This window comes from Methanosarcina barkeri str. Wiesmoor, assembly GCF_000969985.1.
Taxonomy (GTDB): domain Archaea; phylum Halobacteriota; class Methanosarcinia; order Methanosarcinales; family Methanosarcinaceae; genus Methanosarcina; species Methanosarcina barkeri_B.
This window is the reverse complement of record NZ_CP009526.1, coordinates 2,086,150-2,101,715: the sequence shown is the minus strand read 5'-3', so window position 1 is coordinate 2,101,715 and position 15,566 is coordinate 2,086,150. Positions and strand designations below refer to the sequence as shown.

Genomic DNA, 15,566 nt, shown 5'->3' with positions numbered 1-15,566 from the left:
AACCAACCGACATTAACTTACTGGCCTGAACTAACTGCCTTAATTCTATGTTTACTGACATTCTTTTCAATCTAGAAAATTCCCGATCGATTGAATTGCGGAAAAACTCGGCCGGTGAGAATTAATGCACTCCGTATCATTGCCGCAGAAAAGATATATCATTTAAAAAGAATAGTCCATTATGCAAATTAAAGGAATAGCCCGTGATACTCTTAATTTTATCCTGGAGGCAAGCAAGTCCATGGCTCCTCAGGAATTTGCCGGACTTTTGCAGGAAAAAGATGGCATCATCACTGAAGTTCTTATATTACCTGGCACGGAATCAAGTGATTCAAATGCCGTTCTCAGACTTTATATGATGCCGAACATTAAAGCCGCAGGTTCAGTCCACAGCCATCCGGGCCCGAACCGCAGTCCTTCACAGGCTGACCTACTCCTCTTTTCGAAAACAGGCAACTGCCATATCATAGTTGGCCGCCCTTATAGTAGTCAAAGCTGGACATGCTATAATAGGGAAGGAAAAGTAATCGATCTTCCAGTGCTTGATGTTGAATTTGAGGATTACGAAGAGATTTGACTTAAGGATTAACTTAAGGATCAGCTCGGAAAAATTCCTTCCTCCATAAATAGTTCATCGCTCTCGGAAGATGTTCATCCAGCCAGAGATACTTTTCTGCAAACACGACCATTAACAAAAAGCTTAGTATCCAGAATAGCTGTCAAATGATCAATAAGTAGCTACAAACTAATCAACAAATAAATACAAAATAATTGTAAATAACCGGCAAGCAAGTGATAAACAACCGGCAAAAGCTTTCTGGATATGAGTATACATAACTTTAGTTAGTTATCGTAATTTTCCGGCTGTTGACCGGATCTCAATCCCGATCTTCATTCTGGTAGTCTACCAAAAATGTTTTATTTACAGATACATATTATTTAGAGGATACATCCGTACATAAGAAATCTAAAAAGAAACGATCTCTTGCTTCAGAGGTTGTATCCGGGCAAACACTCTGGGACTAAGACCAGGTGGCCTTCATATAACTGGAGGTAGTAATCCGAATGCCTACATGCCAAGATTGTAGATTCTATACGGCTATTGATGAGCTAAAAGGCGAATGTTTCAGCCTGGGTTTTGAAGTGCGCGGGAAAACCGATTCCAAGAAGTGCCCGGAACGGGCTTTCAGGCCAAACAAAGGCCCTAAATCCAAAAAATCCGGAGCACATAGCTACTAAAAACGTGAAAAATAAAGGCAGAAAATGCTCAGAAGAAAGAGCTTATAAAGAGGTTTAATATGTTGAAATGAATTGAAGCGAACCTCCAGCCCTAATATAAATTCCGCAGTGCTTGAATAATTTTTCTTTTTGCTTGCCGGAATTAAACGAGCTTAAACGAAATCTCATTATTTTTTTTGTTTGATGTCTAGTTTTATTCTCATTTTCCACCTATTACTCATAGGGATTCGCATACTTTTTAGAATTTTGACAATTGTCCGAATTTTTGCTATAATCTGACAGACGCAGAAAAGATTAACCTGATATTTATATGAAGAAGCGTAAAATCCCTAAGTCTTTAGCTTAGGGGATATAAGCGTCAACTTCACCCCTGATTTCGTATATAATATTCTACCGCCTCTTTACTAACATTTCCGATTGTAGACGCAAAATATCCCTCACTCCATAACGTATTTTCACCCCAATAATACTTTTCCAGATATTCTTTTTGTGTTTTCCATAACCCGTTCGTAGATTATTGTTTTAATTTTCTGACAATAGATAAAACACTAACTTTTGGTTCACTCTTAATCAATAAATGAATATGGTCTTTGTCTGTTTCCATTTCAATAATTTCAAAATTTGACTCTTTTGAAATGTCATACATAATTTGTTTAATTTCTTCGCTAATCGGTTCAAGTGCGACTTTTCGGTATTTGCAAACAAAGATAATATGATACATTAACAAAAATTTGCTATGATTCCTTGTCTCGTTTTTCCTATTTACCAAAAAGTATATATGTTGTTAAATCATATACTACCCTGTATGATGAAAGCGTTCAAATTTAGACTCTATCCTACAACTACGCAGGCTGTTCAATTAAATCAGCATATAGGTAGCTGTAGATTTGTCTACAATTGGGCACTTGATCAGAAAATTAAAACTTATGAACAGACAGGAAAATCAATTTCCAGATTTGACTTAAACAAAAAGCTTCCTGTCTTGAAAGCTTCTAATGAATGGTTAGGAGAAGTCAATTCTCAATCATTGCAGAGAATGACTAAGCAGGTTGAGTCTGCCTTCACTCGATTTTTCCGAGAGAAGAACGGCTTTCCTAAGTTCAAATCTAAGAAAAACCCAATTCAATCTTTTCCTGTACCTCAACACTACTCCGTAGACTTTGAAAAAAACACTATCAAGCTCCCTAAAATAGAACCAATTAAAGCAGTTTTTCACAGGAAGTTTGAGGGCGAGCTTAAAACAGCTACTGTTTCAAGGACATGTCAAGGACATTACTACATTAGTATCCTTGTTGAAGATGGAAAAGAACTTCCTACAAAACAGAAGTATTCAGAATCTACTACAGTGGGTATAGATGTCGGGATTAAGGATTTTGCTATACTTTCCACAGGAGAAACGATTGAGAATCCTAACTACCTGAAAAACTCTTTGAACAGGTTAAAGGTTCTTCAAAAAAGAGCATCAAGGAAACTGAAAGGTTCTAAGAACAGGGTAAAAGCCAAACATAGGCTTGCTGTACTACATGACAAAATAACTAATCAGAGGAACGACTTCCAGAACAAACTCTCTTTTAAACTCATAAGCGAAAACCAAGCAATAGCTCTGGAAACTCTGAATGTTAAAGGAATGGTCAAGAATCATCATTTGGCACAGGCTATAAGTGATTCCGCATGGAGCAGTTTTGTAACAAAACTAGAGTATAAAGCTGAATGGTACGGAAAAACCATCCTGAGAATTGGGCAATTTGAACCATCTTCTAAAGTATGTCATGTTTGTGGATATCATAATTCATATTTGACATTAAAAGATAGAGAATGGACTTGCCCAGACTGTAAAACAAAACATGATAGAGATATAAATGCCGCTATCAATATCAAGAAATTTGCTCTCATAGATCAAAATCTAATTGGATTATAACACCTGCGGAACGCGGGGAAGAGCTTGGGGACTTGCCCTCAATAGAGGGAGGAATGAACCAAGAAGCCACTCAGTCTTTAGATGAGTGGTAGTTCACAACTACATAAAAAAGAAAACATCTGCGTCCGTATTTGTAAACCAGCTCTTTTGAACACAAGCGTTATTCTGCAGTCGTTGAGAAGCAACCATTACGATGTTGATCTCGCCGTTGCTGAGGTTTTCGGTCAAGCCTTTTTTGAAAAGGGTTGGAGGACTAACAACTGACTTCATATGTGGTTTCAAGGACTTCCTGTGCAATCTGGATAAGCCTGAACCAGGTATTCAGTGCTGAACGCAGAGAAACCACATCTTCAGCTTTTACGCTGAGTACCAGCTTATTTGCATCCTCAAGAGACAGGTCTATTGCAGACCTTTGTGAAAAGTTGTCATCGAGTTCGGGCAGGAGCGCCCTGTAGATCGTTTCTGCAGTTTCAGTTTCAAAAATAAATTCTGAGAAAAGTTTCAAGGAATCCCTCCTGGTAAATTTTCTTTGTATGTATTGAGGTAAGTAAGGAAAAAATAGGTTTCCAACTTCCTATGAGAATTTCCTTAAGATTCTTATCATAAAAGATTCTTATCATAAAAAATCTAGTTATAAAATTCTGCTTTAAATATAAGGGTTTAGAGGTCAGTACTTTTTAAAACCTCGGAGATTAAGCTTAAAAAGGGACTTCCCACTGCCCATAAAATCTATATCATTTTCCCCAACCACTATTAAAGTGGAACTTGGGGGAAGTTGATCAATTTTATCATTTTCAACCCTTTGAAAATGGAAAAAAACCTTAAAAGCTTCAGCAATCTCTCCCTGACCTGCGAGCTTGGGTTCGATACCGGAAAACCAATAGGAATCAAGTTCCTTAGAGTACCAGTCCGTAAACCTGAGTGAGAACAGGAGCTCTCCGGCTTCGTCGTAAAAGCTGAGTTCCCCAGGATTTCCATGGTACTCTCCTATGACTATGAGAGGCCCACCCTCCGCAAACTCCAGAAGTTCCTGCATGCCCATTTTTCCGCGCGTCATACATCTGCCAGCTATAAACCGCGAAAGCAACTTGCAAAGTGTCCTGGTTCTTGCAGAAGGTTTGCGAGAAGAAGTAACCAGCATACTTCCCCTGACAAGTTCGAAGTATATATTATTTTCTCTCCATGGTTCTGGGAAACATGCAGGTCGGAATTAAAGAATTAAATCTTGATTTTTTTCTCTTCCTGAAGAATATCTTCTGTATTCTGTATCGGTGAATTTTGGAGTGAAGAATAGATTTCTTGTAAGCCTTGTAGAATTTTTAATCCTTTATCAGTAATCATATAATCGCCTCTTTCATGCATCTGCAGAATCAAACCGTTGTCTAAAAGTTTCTGAAGGTGAAAAAGCAAGTTTCCTCCTCTAAGGCTTGTCAGTTCAGAGAAAGCAGAGAAACTTTTCATTTCGAATGAAACTGCCTTTAGAATTTCCAGACGATGGTTATTTGAAATCGGTTCCAGTATCTCACTCATAATGGTATCAGTTTTTATGGACGAAATATTGGATTTGTGCTCCTGGCTATCTGAGTAAATCCGCATAGAACGCATAAGATTGACCTGTTTAGTGAAGAGGCTTGAAACTTCAGAAAAACACTGCTCACATTTACTAAAAGGAGCTCCACATCTTAATTCATCTAATTTTTTTCTATTGTTCGAAATTAGATTGTCATCGACTTTACCATGTTTAATGAGTTCTGCATTCTGCTGCAGGAGAGACGTAAACGCTGAAGTGCAATTTATTTTCTCAGGGCACTTTTTCACCATATTGCGTTCAAGTCCAGTTTCTATGTCTTCGAGGAGATGATTAAGAATAGTACTCGAATACTCACGTCTTGAGCTTTCAAGAGCAGCTTCGAAGTAAAGTTTGTTTGAACGTTCAATTATTTTCTTAATGTCATTATGTATCTCGGAAAGTTTCTCCCTAACAGCTTTCATTTCTGCTATTTTCTGATCCTCTGACGCTACTGGGCTTACAGGATATTTTTCTTTAATATCATTTTCTACTCCCATTCTTAAACTCCACAAATTTATTTTCGTTCGTTTTTAAAGTTTTAACTTTATTTTTGTATCTTCTTTTAACTCTCAGAGTCATACCAACACACTTAATACATTCTAATGACGATTAAGTATATAATCATAACTGATGTATAATTAATATACAAAGGGCGCCCAAAATTGAAAAAAAGGAGGTGACTTCATGGTAAAGTGCGGAATTTGTGGAGGAGAGGCTCCAAGGCAGCCAGGTATTACTGACGAAGGAACATGTGATCTCTGCGGTAAGAAAGTTATGCTTGCGGAAGAATGCTTGCAGAAGAAAGCAAAGAAAGAGTGAAAAAAGTTAGGTAATTCCTATATAAATAAAATCATAAAAATGAAAAATCTGAACATTTCTTTACTTTGCAAAAACAAAGTAAAGATTGTCTTTCCTTTTTCTTAGTGCTTCGATTCCAAAATCGGTTCCTCATTTCCAAAGAAAATCCGTGATCTGCGGATCAGTTCAAAAGTCAAGTTTTATGAACTATTTCAGAATTGCAGTACAATCGCAGCACAATCGCAGCACAATCGCAGCACAATCGCAGTACTGATGTAAATAAAATAATGCAAATAAAATCTGTTTTCCCATTACTTTGTGATCACATTATATCGCAAAACTATCAGGCTTTTGAAATAAGGAGTAAAAGTATGATAAACGACGAAAACTACAGAAAACTGGAAGAAAAAGCAAAAGAACTGGGGGCAAGTAACATAAGGCTCATTCCAGCAGTGGACATCGTGGTTGAAGACCGAACTGTTTTAAAGTGCATTTTCGGATGCAACGGTTATGGAAGCCGAGTGTGCCCTCCCTTCGTCCCTACAGTAGATGAGTTTAAAAAGATGCTTGCAGATTACGAATGGACTCTTCTTGTCGAATGGAAATCAGATAATATTTTTTCCCGGGAAGCCAGTGAGAATTTCTTGAAATACTCCGTCGAACCTCCCAAAGACGAGACTGTAAAACAACAGTTCCAGAACAACATGAAAACAATAATGAAAGACCGTAAAGAGATAATTCAGCCCGGAGTCCTGGAGCTTGAAAAACTTGCCTGGACCCTTGGCTATAATACTGCTCTTGCAACCTTTCCAGGCATGTGCACATGGTGTGCAACAAGCGACTACTCAAATGTAAATTGCGCCAGGGATAAAGGGCCATGCCATCATCCAACTCTCCGCAGGCCATGTCTTATGGGACTTGGTATCAGGATGGATAAAACCCTCGATAGACTCAACACTCCACTACAGAAATTTCCCTTAAATAATACTGCACCTTCACCTTATACCCTAATATTACTTGACTGATAAGAAGTAGCTTTAAGTTTTATTTGTCGGGCAAGTCGGGAGGATTATTGCCCCTCCTTTCTCCCCCAGAAACCGTAGTTGAAAGTTTCCCTTCATACGATTCGAGTGTTTTTAAAGCCTTTCTGTATCAGCCATCAATTATTTGTATAAATGATTTTGTGATTCTGGGTAACAGCTCACTAATGATTCTGGGTAACAGCTCACTAACATTACTGTCTGTAAACCTCTCACCTATTGGTATCTTTGAGTATCTTACATTCTATCTTTGCGCTTATAATTACCAGTAAATAAAAAGTGGTCTTCGGGTCAAGAGAATTGTTTCTCAGAGCGGTCTTTCCCAGAGAAAAGAGGAAAAGAAAAGTTGACTATGTTGGGAATAATCTTTAGACGAGCTGGCTGAGAACTTTAGATATCCTGTATACGTACGGTTTTGCTTTTTCTTAGCTGGGTGCAAGCGGCTAAAGCCCTTCTTACATTCTCTTTATAAATAATCTGTGTTTCAGATCAGTCTTCCATAACCTTAGTGACAATATGCTCAAGTTCCAGACGCTAAGTAAAGAACTGAGCCCTTGTAATTCACTCCACAATTATTGTTACATTATTGGAGTTTGTCCTACCAATCCATAGGGCTTTTTATATCTTCATATGGAGAGGTGGTGTCATACATGGCATTAAGGATATATTCTCCTTTTGTCAAATTCCAATACGTTGAATCAAATATGTCATCTAGAGATTCACCTGGAATTAATAAAACTCAGACTGAAAAAAATGAATTCATAGTAAAATAGAAAAAAAGCTATCTCCTGCCAAAAACCCGATATTTTACCTCAATTATCTCAGGACGGAAAAAATTTTAGCTTTCATTCAATCAAAGCCGGTAATTTCCAGCCGCTTCTCGACGCGGGACAAAAACAATCTTAAGACACCTTTTTTCTTTCTCGGAACAACATCAACCGATTCAACAGAGGGGCTTCAAAAAAGTAATATCTGGAAAATTTATAAATTTATCTCTGAGCCTATTCCATAACTCAAAACTACTTATCCGAATCTGGAATTCAGAATAATCAATGAGTTTTTGATCACGTTTTGATCACAGGGAATTGTTCTGAAACTTTTATCAATTTTAAGTATAAAGCTGGTTTTGGGATAAGCTCTCTCTTTATCTCTTCACTCCATCTTCTCCTCCGGCATATAGCACCCGAAATAGGTATTTTGCTCGACCTTTTTCAGGATATTGTTTATGTTTTCGAGTGCAACTTCCATCTTTTCCATTCTCTTCTCGATCTCTTGTAATCTGGCAAGAATTTCTTGGTCTGTAGTCATGATTTCAACCCCCGTATATATTTACAGGTTAGATTAATAGAAGCTTTTGATGTGTATTTCTGTATATTCTTTTTGTATATTCTGCAATCATTTATATAATCAACGAGCTTATCCCAAAACTCAAAATCGCTTCTTTGAATTTCAAATTCCTAATGAACAATCGAGTTTAAGATCATAGAAGGTTCTGAAACTCTTTTTATGTGAAAATAAAATTAGTTTTGGGATGAGCTCAATGTAAAAACCTCACTGCTGGCTAATTTAAGTAAAATCAAGTTATATTTTTCTGGGAAATGGGAAAACAATGGGGGACGAAAGATATCATGCTGAGAATCGCAGTAACTGGTATTCCGGGTATTGGAAAATCAACAGTTGTGGCAAAAGCTGCTGAAAAACTTGCTGATCAGCCTGGCTTTAAAATAGGCGGCATCCAGACTGCAGAAATCCGGAAAGAAGGACAGAGGGAAGGTTTTTCGATCATGGACCTTGCTACTGGAAAAACTGGAGTCCTGGGAAGCATCAGAGAAAGTGGGCCGAGGGTTGGAAAATATCACGTTAACCTGGAAGACCTTGAAAAAATCGGGGCAAATGCTCTCAGGAGCGCCATGGACTGTGACCTGATAGTCATCGATGAGGTCGGGACCATGGAGCTCAAATCCGAAGCTTTTGTTTCGGCAGTTAAAGTAGTCCTGGAATCCGATAAACCTGTTCTTGCAGTGCTGCATCGGTCAAGCAGTCACCAGCTGGTTCAGAGGATGAGGAGAGAATTTGAGGTTTTGGTGGTTAATGAGAAAAACCGGGATGGTCTGCCTGGAAAAATTGCAAATCGCTTCAGAGAAATGAGGTGAAACCGAGCCTTCTAGCCCTACCTGTTCGTCCTGCCTGTTCGTCCTGCCTGTTCGTCCTGCCTGTTCATCCTGCCTGTCACCATTCACTAAAAATATCGTATTCTATACCGGAGATATTTACGGAACAATCTCGTCCAAGTTCAGGATAAACAGAGCCTTTCTATGTGATCCTGCTCCCTGGAAAAACTGTAACCTGGAACCTGGACAAATTTGTTCTTTGATCAGAAGCTCATTCAATTTTCTTATATAAGCAGTAGCCCGTTTTGCCAGTCATTGATTATTCTGGTAGCAGTCCGGTTTTCATCCACTTCACCTTTCTTTTGCAGGAAATTACACTGTTTGCCTATCAGTTCAAGTGCATCATAGGCAGTCTCATCTTTGATTGTGATACTATAGAAGGACTCAAGAGACACTTTATTTTCGGAAAGCATTTTTTCAATTATCTTCAGGGCGACACCGATCTTGTCTTTAAGATGAGTTACATCCTTGATTCCGAGCAGGCCCTGCAGATACTCATCTTTTTCATCAAAGGGAATCACTCCAGGAGTATCGATAAACATAATGTGTGAGCCTGCATTCACATGCTGGACGCCTTTCGTGTGGCCGGATACAGAAGACGTGCTTGCTCGGTGTCGGCCTGTAACGCCGTTGATTACTGAAGATTTGCCAACATTGGGATAGCCCAGAGTGCCTACCAGGATATCCTGCCCTTTTATACCGGCTTTTATAGCAGCCGACTCAAGGATCTGATGCCTCAGCATCGTTGTTCCTGACCTGTCCTTGCTGGAAACAAAAACTACAGGTGCAATTCTTAAAAGGCGGGCTTTGGTTTTTTCAAGTTTTTCTCTTGATACAAGGTCGGATTTGTTAATTACTATAATGAAAGGTTTGTTCAAGCGGATTATCTCGCGTTCAACTTCGCTGTTTTGGGTCTCGTCAGGAAACCTGGCATCTATTACTTCAAGAAGGACGTCAGCTTTTTTGATGACATCTTTCACAAGGGTTTTGTAGCTCGCCATATGCTCTGGCTATGGCACAAGCTGGTATATGAAGATATAGTGAGGTAAGACCCATAAACATGAAGAGATGGTGGTATCTGGTTCCAAAAATGGTGTCTGATTCCGAAAGTTGTATGGTACTATGATGCAAGCAACTTTCAATAGTGTAAAGAATCGAATTATTAAAATGTGAGTTGATAAAAGTAATTCTATTAGTTATATTCTAAATGAAAAAAAAGGAAGGAGAGTGTACGTGAAGAGAATTATTTTCACGGATTTTCATGCCAAATAAAATTATTAAGTAAAAAATAAAAACAAGATTATGAAGCTCAGTATTTACTTATTTTCCCAGAATTTCTCAGCTTCTTCTTCCATTTCCTCCAACCTGTCATAGTAATCAGGAAATTCGTTCAGATGAGCCAGGGCGATTTTTCCTGTCATTATGGGATCGTCGTTAGTAACATTTGTTAAGGGATCCTGGGTTCCATGTTCGAGCTCGACATCCATACCTCTGCGGAACTGGTCAACATCAAACTTATCCCATTTTATTCCAATCTGTTCCCCAACTGTTTTTGCTTCGTCAGCAGTAAATTGCTTTTTTGCCAAATTTCTCACTCCAACTGAATTATTTAATCTTTAACAATTGTTTAATAATCGTTTGATATTATTGAATAAATCTATACTTAAGGATTTTCCTGTAAAACCAGTCTATTTATAAATATATAATTATAGTTACTTCTCAAAGAGGGACTGTGTACTTTTGAATAAAAATATCGAGAAGATAAGACCATAAGAGCGATCAAAAATGTCAGATAATGATTTTTTATTTATGAAACGGGCAATCGAACTTTCCCTTGAGAATGTCAAGAAAGGAGGAGGCCCTTTTGGGGCAGTAATCGTCAGAAACGGGGAAATCCTTGCAGAGAGCTGCAACATGGTTACTGCACTTAATGACCCTACGGCCCATGCCGAGATAAATGTAATAAGAGAAGCAGCCCGGAAACTCGAGACTTTTGATCTCAGCGGCTGTACTATCTATGCTTCCTGTGAGCCCTGCCCAATGTGCCTTGGGGCAATTTATTGGGCCAGAATTGGTAAAGTCGTTTTTGCCAATACAGCATCTGACGCTCAAAAAATTGGCTTTGCAGATTCTCTTATTTATAGTGAGATCGCACGCCCTCTTCAGGAGAGAAATATAGAGTTCCGGCAGCTCCTAAGGAAAGAGGCCTTGAAGGCTTTTAAAGCATGGGAAGAGTCCGAGAATAAGATAGATTACTGAGAGAACCGAACCAATACTCAAATTAAAGAATAAAAGTAACTATTCAGGTAGCCTTGTTAAGGCTACACAATTTTTCCTTTTTCCGAAGAAAAATTGGATATAAAATGAACCGTTTTCTTCCCTTACTGGAATTAAAGAGAATTATAAACAGCAATAGACTAAAGATATGAATGAGCTGTTATCTGAAATGAAAAAGTATACTGATGAGTGCAAAGGGCAGATCAAAGATCTGGATTTTGAACAAGTTAAGGCATTAGAAAAAAGGTTCAATGCTGTAATCGCGGAAGGAATTGAAGAAAATCCACCTTCTCTAAATCCTGAAAGACGAGGAAAACGAAAGCTTTCTGCAGAATTAGTGCATATATTTCCACAATAAGAAAGAATGGTTTACTGGTTTTAGAGGGTATTCTCGCGGCGCTCAAGGAACGACGCTAAATATACATTGAATAGTTACAATATAGAATTACATTCTCTGAGTTTTAGAAAAATTTTGATGTATAGCTAAGTAACTTAGCTTACTATACACTCGTTTTATCCTTTCAAAATTATCCTTTAAAGATTGCTTCAAGTATGTTTTTATTCAGGCATTATAGGCATCGTAGAGCTGCCAGACCCATATAATTGGCCATAATAAAAATCCAGCCCCGAAAATATGCATTGTCCCTGTGATAATGAAGGCTATCCAGATGCCCAGTGCCTTGAAAAGATGTCCTTTTACAAGCTGGCCCAGGCCAGGGAAGAAAAATGAAAATAAGGCTGGAATTCCGTGTGTTCTGCAATAGTTCATAGAACTTACCTTCTTTAAGTACTTAATAAGGAGGTGAATATAAATAGTTTAACATAAAAAGACCTTTCCCTTTAACATAAAAAATCTTTTCCTTTTAAACAGTCCCTCTCTAAAAATCCCTCTCTAAAAATAGACCTTTTAAAAAGAATTAAACACTCTATATAAAGAATTAAACATTTTATAAAAAAAATTAAATATTCTATATAAAGAATTAAACATTCTCAAAAAAGAATTAAACATCTATAATAAAAGTTTCTTAACCTGTTTTTCATGCATTATAGGCGTCGTAGATCTGTGCTATCCAGACAACCATTCCAATTAAGAATCCGATTCCGATGACGCTCATAAACAGACTGATTAGCAGGGCTACCCAGATACCAACTGCTTTGGATACTTGTCCCTTTACAAGCTGTCCCAGACCAGGAATGAAAAAAGAAAATAACGCCGGAACTCCATGGGTTTTCTTGCAATAAGAGGTCATATAACCATCCTTTTATCATCAATGGCAGAATAACGGTTTTTTAAATAATATATTAGGCAGCGAATATAAGTAACCGTTTATAACATTGATTTAATTTGACAGTAAATTGAAAAATTTTCAAGTTGAACTTTTAAGTTGAACTCTTAACTTAAATCCTTAACTTTAGCAGAATAACGGTTTTTTAAATAATATATTAGGCAGCGAATATAAGTAACTTAACTTACAGACTTTTGTTTATAACATTGATTTAATTTGACAGTAAATTGAAAAATTTTCAAGTTGAACTTTTAAGTTGAACTCTTAACTTTAATCCTTAACTTTAATCCTTAACTTTAATCCTTAACTTTAATCCTTAACTTTAATCCTTAACTTTAATCCTTAACTTTAATCCTTAACTTTAATCCTTAACTTTGATCTTTTCTTCTAACTCCCTGGAAATATATCCCAAAATTAATAAATATATATATTATTAAACTATGAAATATATATCAACTACAATTTAAAAAAGAATCTGATGTGTGGCGTAACATTTCAGGTAAACTTTCCTGAAAAAGATTGTTTTTCGACCTACTAAACATGGTTGTTTGTTTTAATTTATAGGTTGTACGGAGTCTGATTATGGATAAAAAGAACAGTAATAATTCAATCTGGGAAAATATTAAGTCAATGTGGAACTCATTGCCAGAATTTTTAAAATTATTAGGTACTATACTGAGTATAGCCATTGCTCTAAAAGCTCTTTTTCCTGCAGCTGCAGTAGGAATTAGCAATTTTGATGCAGGTCCTGAAATTATCGAACCTGGTGGATCTTCCGTTTTGAACTGGGACGTTTCTGGAGCTGACAACATTACACTAGAGCCTGGTATAGGCCCTGTAAGTTCAAACGGATCCATTTCTGTATCCCCTCCCGAGACTACAACCTATAAATTGATAGCGACTGGCAAAGGAAATGAAAAAGTAGCGCTCTGCACGATTACGGTTAATAATGAATCTCAAGAGCCTCTTGTCATCAGCTCATTTGATGCAAGCCCTGATTCCATCACACCAGGCGAGAGTGCAGTCATCAACTGGCACGTTTCCGGAGTTTCGAATGTTACCATTGAACCTGATATAGGAGTTACAGAGCCCACCGGAACATTTACCGTGTCTCCTGCCGGCACTACGACATATAAACTTACAGCTTCAAATGGCGAGAAAGAAGATACAGCTTACTGTACTGTTGCAGTTGAGGAAAATATTGCATCCTCCGAAAACGTTTCCACATCAAATATTCAGTCTTCGGAAGAAAGCCTGACATCTCAGAAGAGTTCATCGACTAAGGAAAATCCTACATCGGAAGAGAACTCGATATCGAAAGAGAATCAGGCATCACAGGATGATTCATCACTTCAGGAGAATCAGGCATCGGAAGAGAATTCGACATCGAAAGAGGATTCAACATCGGAAGAGGATTCAACATCGAAAGGGAATCAGGCATCACAAGATGACTCGTCACTTCAGGAAAGTCAGACATCTCAAGAAAAACTGCCATCTATCGTTTCGTTTAATGCAAATCCGGACACTCTTGAGGAAGGAAAGAGCTCAAGTTTAACCTGGAGTGTATCTGGGGCTTCAAAAGTATCAATCGAGCCCGGCATAGGAACCGTAAGTTTAACTGGAAGCCAGAGTATATCCCCCAGTAAAACCACGACTTATACCCTGACAGCCACAAATGAATTTGGAAGCACGGAAGCTACCAAAATCGTACTCGTACAGGAATCTTCTGCATCTTCGTCCCAAAAAACAGTTTCTAATTCCAGCTCGTCAACTTCAGCGCAAGAACAGCCCTCAACAGATAATGAGACAGAACTCAATGATTCCACCTCGGAGACCGACTCCTCCGATAATGGGACACAATAAAAGATTTAATCTACAATAAAATATGTAACTTGAGATAAGCATTTAATTTCAATACGCAGTTTCCAATAAAGAAATGTTTCCAATAAAGAAAAAACATTTCCAGTAAAAAATAAACTTCCAAAAAACGAAAAATTTCCAGTAAAAAGAAAAAAAACTCCACAAGGAGAATCCATACCAGAACTATGACTTGCAAAAAACTGACCTCAAGCCCTCCAGAATGGGATCCACCTGCACCTTCAACAGTCTATATCAAAATTAAAAACATTCCGTACGAAACGTTCAAAGCACGGCTGAACGAGGGGCTAGTTACAACTGAGCTTGACCAGATTCGATACCGGCTGGAAAAAAGAATCTACTGCTGTGGGGTCTGTTCCAAGCATGTTAATGGATACTGCATTATTACAAACCGGAAAGTTGAGCCAGAACGGATTTGTAAGGCTTTTGTGCCAAAAGAAGAATTCATATATCTCGATTCAAGGCCTGGCTCGGAAACATCCCCGGATTTCAGATACCTTTCAGAAACCGGACTTAGGAAAAACTATCTTGAAGGCGAGGACCCGGAAAAAAGTAACCTGAAAAGTACAGAGAGCCTCTATGAGGAAGGAGTGATTCTTTACAGGCAGGGCAGGCTCAGGCTTGCACTTGAAGCTTTCGATATGGTACTTTTAGAAAACCCCAGGCATTTTCCAGCCCTGTTTCATAGAGGAAACACCCTGCTAAAACTCAAACGCTATGAAGAGGCTCTTGAAACGTTTGAAAGTGCCTCCAGGATAAACCCGAATCATCCAGGGCTCTGGACCAATTCCGGGTTTGCACTGGTAAAGCTCGAGCATCTCAGGCAGGCACTTGAAGCTTTCGAGAAGTCTATATCCCTAAACCCGGTACAGAAAAATGCCTGGGAGGGGAAGGAAGCTGTGCTTGTTCGGGTGCGTAAGTGTGAAGAGAAACTGAAGGAATTTGAAAAATCCCTGAAAAGAAATCCTGAGGATGCAGATATCTGGTTTGAGAAAGGCAAACTGTACTTAAAGCTCGGAGAACTTGAAAAATCCAGAGAAGCTTTTGAAAAAGCCCTTGAGGAAAAATCCGAGAATGCAGAGGCCTGGCATCTCAGAGGAAAAATACTTTTTGAAACCGGCTCTGAAAAAGAAGCCCTGCATGCTTTTGAAATGGCACTCAGGAAGAAACCTAACTTTCCTGAAGCCTGGTATGAAAAAGGAAGGGTTTTACTGAGTCTTGGTAACCCTAAAGGAGCAGAAAACGCTTTTAAAATAGCAGCTGACCTGTCAGAAAGTAAGGGAGCTAAAGCAAAAGCTGAAACTGCTCGTGCAAGAGTTAAAAGGTCTGGATCTGTTAAATAGAAAACTTGAAAAAAATTAAAGGATAAACAATTAAAGGATAAACAAT

General features: G+C 38.2%; 17 protein-coding genes and 2 pseudogenes. 10 read left to right on the top strand and 9 right to left on the bottom strand.

Going from position 1 to position 15,566, the window contains the following annotated elements:
* The first annotated feature begins 181 nt into the window (after positions 1–181).
* Positions 182–577, top strand: coding sequence for a Mov34/MPN/PAD-1 family protein (locus tag MSBRW_RS08975; RefSeq protein WP_011307977.1), 396 nt, complete (start codon positions 182–184; stop codon positions 575–577).
* Between the two features lie 488 nt (positions 578–1,065).
* Entirely contained in the window at positions 1,066–1,239 is a 174-nt protein-coding gene (locus MSBRW_RS22935; protein ID WP_011307978.1) for a hypothetical protein, read from the top strand.
* A gap of 364 nt (positions 1,240–1,603) precedes the next feature.
* Here MSBRW_RS22935 and tnpA read toward each other — a convergent pair.
* Positions 1,604–2,017, bottom strand: a pseudogene (tnpA, locus tag MSBRW_RS21060) (IS200/IS605 family transposase).
* Between the two features lie 27 nt (positions 2,018–2,044).
* Here tnpA and tnpB point away from each other — a divergent pair.
* Positions 2,045–3,157 (top strand): IS200/IS605 family element RNA-guided endonuclease TnpB, encoded by a 1,113-nt coding sequence (gene tnpB, locus MSBRW_RS08965; RefSeq protein WP_011307980.1) that lies wholly within the window; start codon positions 2,045–2,047, stop codon positions 3,155–3,157.
* 253 nt (positions 3,158–3,410) lie between these two features.
* On the opposite strand, the gene MSBRW_RS08955 is transcribed toward tnpB, so the two are convergent.
* The 3 genes from MSBRW_RS08955 to MSBRW_RS08945 all read right to left on the bottom strand — a co-directional run bounded on the left by MSBRW_RS08955 (position 3,411) and on the right by MSBRW_RS08945 (position 5,224).
* Positions 3,411–3,662, bottom strand: a complete 252-nt coding sequence (locus MSBRW_RS08955; RefSeq protein ID WP_011307981.1) for a KEOPS complex subunit Pcc1 — start codon at positions 3,660–3,662, stop codon at positions 3,411–3,413.
* A gap of 162 nt (positions 3,663–3,824) precedes the next feature.
* The gene (locus MSBRW_RS08950; protein WP_011307982.1) at positions 3,825–4,298 is read right to left on the bottom strand and encodes an rRNA maturation protein; all 474 of its coding nucleotides are present in this window, start codon (positions 4,296–4,298) and stop codon (positions 3,825–3,827) included.
* A 77-nt stretch (positions 4,299–4,375) separates the two neighbouring features.
* Complete coding sequence (locus MSBRW_RS08945; protein WP_011307983.1) at positions 4,376–5,224, bottom strand: helix-turn-helix domain-containing protein; 849 nt, start codon at positions 5,222–5,224, stop codon at positions 4,376–4,378.
* A gap of 187 nt (positions 5,225–5,411) precedes the next feature.
* Here MSBRW_RS08945 and MSBRW_RS23860 point away from each other — a divergent pair, with 187 nt between their 5' ends.
* The gene (locus MSBRW_RS23860) at positions 5,412–5,546 is read left to right on the top strand and encodes a hypothetical protein (protein ID WP_268990298.1); all 135 of its coding nucleotides are present in this window, start codon (positions 5,412–5,414) and stop codon (positions 5,544–5,546) included.
* A gap of 350 nt (positions 5,547–5,896) precedes the next feature.
* A complete protein-coding gene (locus MSBRW_RS08940; RefSeq protein WP_011307984.1) occupies positions 5,897–6,550 on the top strand; it encodes a DUF2284 domain-containing protein in 654 nt (217 codons plus the stop codon).
* Between the two features lie 1,167 nt (positions 6,551–7,717).
* Here MSBRW_RS08940 and MSBRW_RS22045 read toward each other — a convergent pair.
* Positions 7,718–7,873 (bottom strand): hypothetical protein, encoded by a 156-nt coding sequence (locus MSBRW_RS22045; RefSeq protein ID WP_155398174.1) that lies wholly within the window; start codon positions 7,871–7,873, stop codon positions 7,718–7,720.
* Between the two features lie 290 nt (positions 7,874–8,163).
* On the opposite strand from MSBRW_RS22045, the gene MSBRW_RS08935 reads away from it, so the two are divergent.
* Positions 8,164–8,718 (top strand): NTPase, encoded by a 555-nt coding sequence (locus MSBRW_RS08935; RefSeq protein ID WP_230670047.1) that lies wholly within the window; start codon positions 8,164–8,166, stop codon positions 8,716–8,718.
* Positions 8,719–8,960: 242 nt separating this feature from the next.
* Here MSBRW_RS08935 and MSBRW_RS08930 read toward each other — a convergent pair whose 3' ends face one another.
* Together MSBRW_RS08930 and MSBRW_RS08925 are read right to left on the bottom strand one after the other, a co-directional pair.
* Complete coding sequence (locus tag MSBRW_RS08930; protein ID WP_011307986.1) at positions 8,961–9,737, bottom strand: GTPase; 777 nt, start codon at positions 9,735–9,737, stop codon at positions 8,961–8,963.
* A 315-nt stretch (positions 9,738–10,052) separates the two neighbouring features.
* Positions 10,053–10,331 (bottom strand): DUF5661 family protein, encoded by a 279-nt coding sequence (locus tag MSBRW_RS08925; RefSeq protein ID WP_394298282.1) that lies wholly within the window; start codon positions 10,329–10,331, stop codon positions 10,053–10,055.
* A gap of 190 nt (positions 10,332–10,521) precedes the next feature.
* Between MSBRW_RS08925 and MSBRW_RS08920 the strand changes: the two genes are divergently transcribed.
* Positions 10,522–10,995: a nucleoside deaminase gene (locus MSBRW_RS08920; protein WP_011307988.1), complete on the top strand. Its 474-nt coding sequence runs from the start codon at positions 10,522–10,524 to the stop codon at positions 10,993–10,995.
* Positions 10,996–11,116: 121 nt separating this feature from the next.
* Positions 11,117–11,430: pseudogene (locus MSBRW_RS08915) on the top strand (IS66 family transposase); the annotation flags it as partial.
* Between the two features lie 145 nt (positions 11,431–11,575).
* Here MSBRW_RS08915 and MSBRW_RS08910 read toward each other — a convergent pair.
* Both MSBRW_RS08910 and MSBRW_RS08905 read right to left on the bottom strand, forming a co-directional pair.
* On the bottom strand, positions 11,576–11,782 hold the full coding sequence (locus tag MSBRW_RS08910; RefSeq protein WP_011307989.1) for a hypothetical protein: 207 nt from the start codon (positions 11,780–11,782) through the stop codon (positions 11,576–11,578).
* A gap of 268 nt (positions 11,783–12,050) precedes the next feature.
* The gene (locus MSBRW_RS08905) at positions 12,051–12,263 is read right to left on the bottom strand and encodes a hypothetical protein (RefSeq protein WP_011307990.1); all 213 of its coding nucleotides are present in this window, start codon (positions 12,261–12,263) and stop codon (positions 12,051–12,053) included.
* Positions 12,264–12,881: 618 nt separating this feature from the next.
* On the opposite strand from MSBRW_RS08905, the gene MSBRW_RS20230 reads away from it, so the two are divergent.
* The gene (locus tag MSBRW_RS20230; protein WP_011307991.1) at positions 12,882–14,162 is read left to right on the top strand and encodes a hypothetical protein; all 1,281 of its coding nucleotides are present in this window, start codon (positions 12,882–12,884) and stop codon (positions 14,160–14,162) included.
* Positions 14,163–14,344: 182 nt separating this feature from the next.
* On the top strand, positions 14,345–15,520 hold the full coding sequence (locus tag MSBRW_RS08890) for a tetratricopeptide repeat protein (protein WP_011307992.1): 1,176 nt from the start codon (positions 14,345–14,347) through the stop codon (positions 15,518–15,520).
* Positions 15,521–15,566 lie beyond the last annotated feature (46 nt).

Bases quoted from the DNA above. Each gene is read 5' to 3' on its own strand.
- MSBRW_RS08975 (WP_011307977.1), top strand. From the start codon at position 182: ATGCAAATTAAAGGAATAGCCCGTGATACTCTTAATTTTATCCTGGAG.
- MSBRW_RS22935 (WP_011307978.1), top strand. From the start codon at position 1,066: ATGCCTACATGCCAAGATTGTAGATTCTATACGGCTATTGATGAGCTA.
- tnpB (WP_011307980.1), top strand. From the start codon at position 2,045: ATGATGAAAGCGTTCAAATTTAGACTCTATCCTACAACTACGCAGGCT.
- MSBRW_RS08950 (WP_011307982.1), bottom strand. From the start codon at position 4,298: ATGCTGGTTACTTCTTCTCGCAAACCTTCTGCAAGAACCAGGACACTT.
- MSBRW_RS08945 (WP_011307983.1), bottom strand. From the start codon at position 5,224: ATGGGAGTAGAAAATGATATTAAAGAAAAATATCCTGTAAGCCCAGTA.
- MSBRW_RS23860 (WP_268990298.1), top strand. From the start codon at position 5,412: ATGGTAAAGTGCGGAATTTGTGGAGGAGAGGCTCCAAGGCAGCCAGGT.
- MSBRW_RS08940 (WP_011307984.1), top strand. From the start codon at position 5,897: ATGATAAACGACGAAAACTACAGAAAACTGGAAGAAAAAGCAAAAGAA.
- MSBRW_RS22045 (WP_155398174.1), bottom strand. From the start codon at position 7,873: ATGACTACAGACCAAGAAATTCTTGCCAGATTACAAGAGATCGAGAAG.
- MSBRW_RS08935 (WP_230670047.1), top strand. From the start codon at position 8,164: ATGGGAAAACAATGGGGGACGAAAGATATCATGCTGAGAATCGCAGTA.
- MSBRW_RS08930 (WP_011307986.1), bottom strand. From the start codon at position 9,737: ATGGCGAGCTACAAAACCCTTGTGAAAGATGTCATCAAAAAAGCTGAC.
- MSBRW_RS08920 (WP_011307988.1), top strand. From the start codon at position 10,522: ATGTCAGATAATGATTTTTTATTTATGAAACGGGCAATCGAACTTTCC.
- MSBRW_RS08910 (WP_011307989.1), bottom strand. From the start codon at position 11,782: ATGAACTATTGCAGAACACACGGAATTCCAGCCTTATTTTCATTTTTC.
- MSBRW_RS08905 (WP_011307990.1), bottom strand. From the start codon at position 12,263: ATGACCTCTTATTGCAAGAAAACCCATGGAGTTCCGGCGTTATTTTCT.
- MSBRW_RS20230 (WP_011307991.1), top strand. From the start codon at position 12,882: ATGGATAAAAAGAACAGTAATAATTCAATCTGGGAAAATATTAAGTCA.
- MSBRW_RS08890 (WP_011307992.1), top strand. From the start codon at position 14,345: ATGACTTGCAAAAAACTGACCTCAAGCCCTCCAGAATGGGATCCACCT.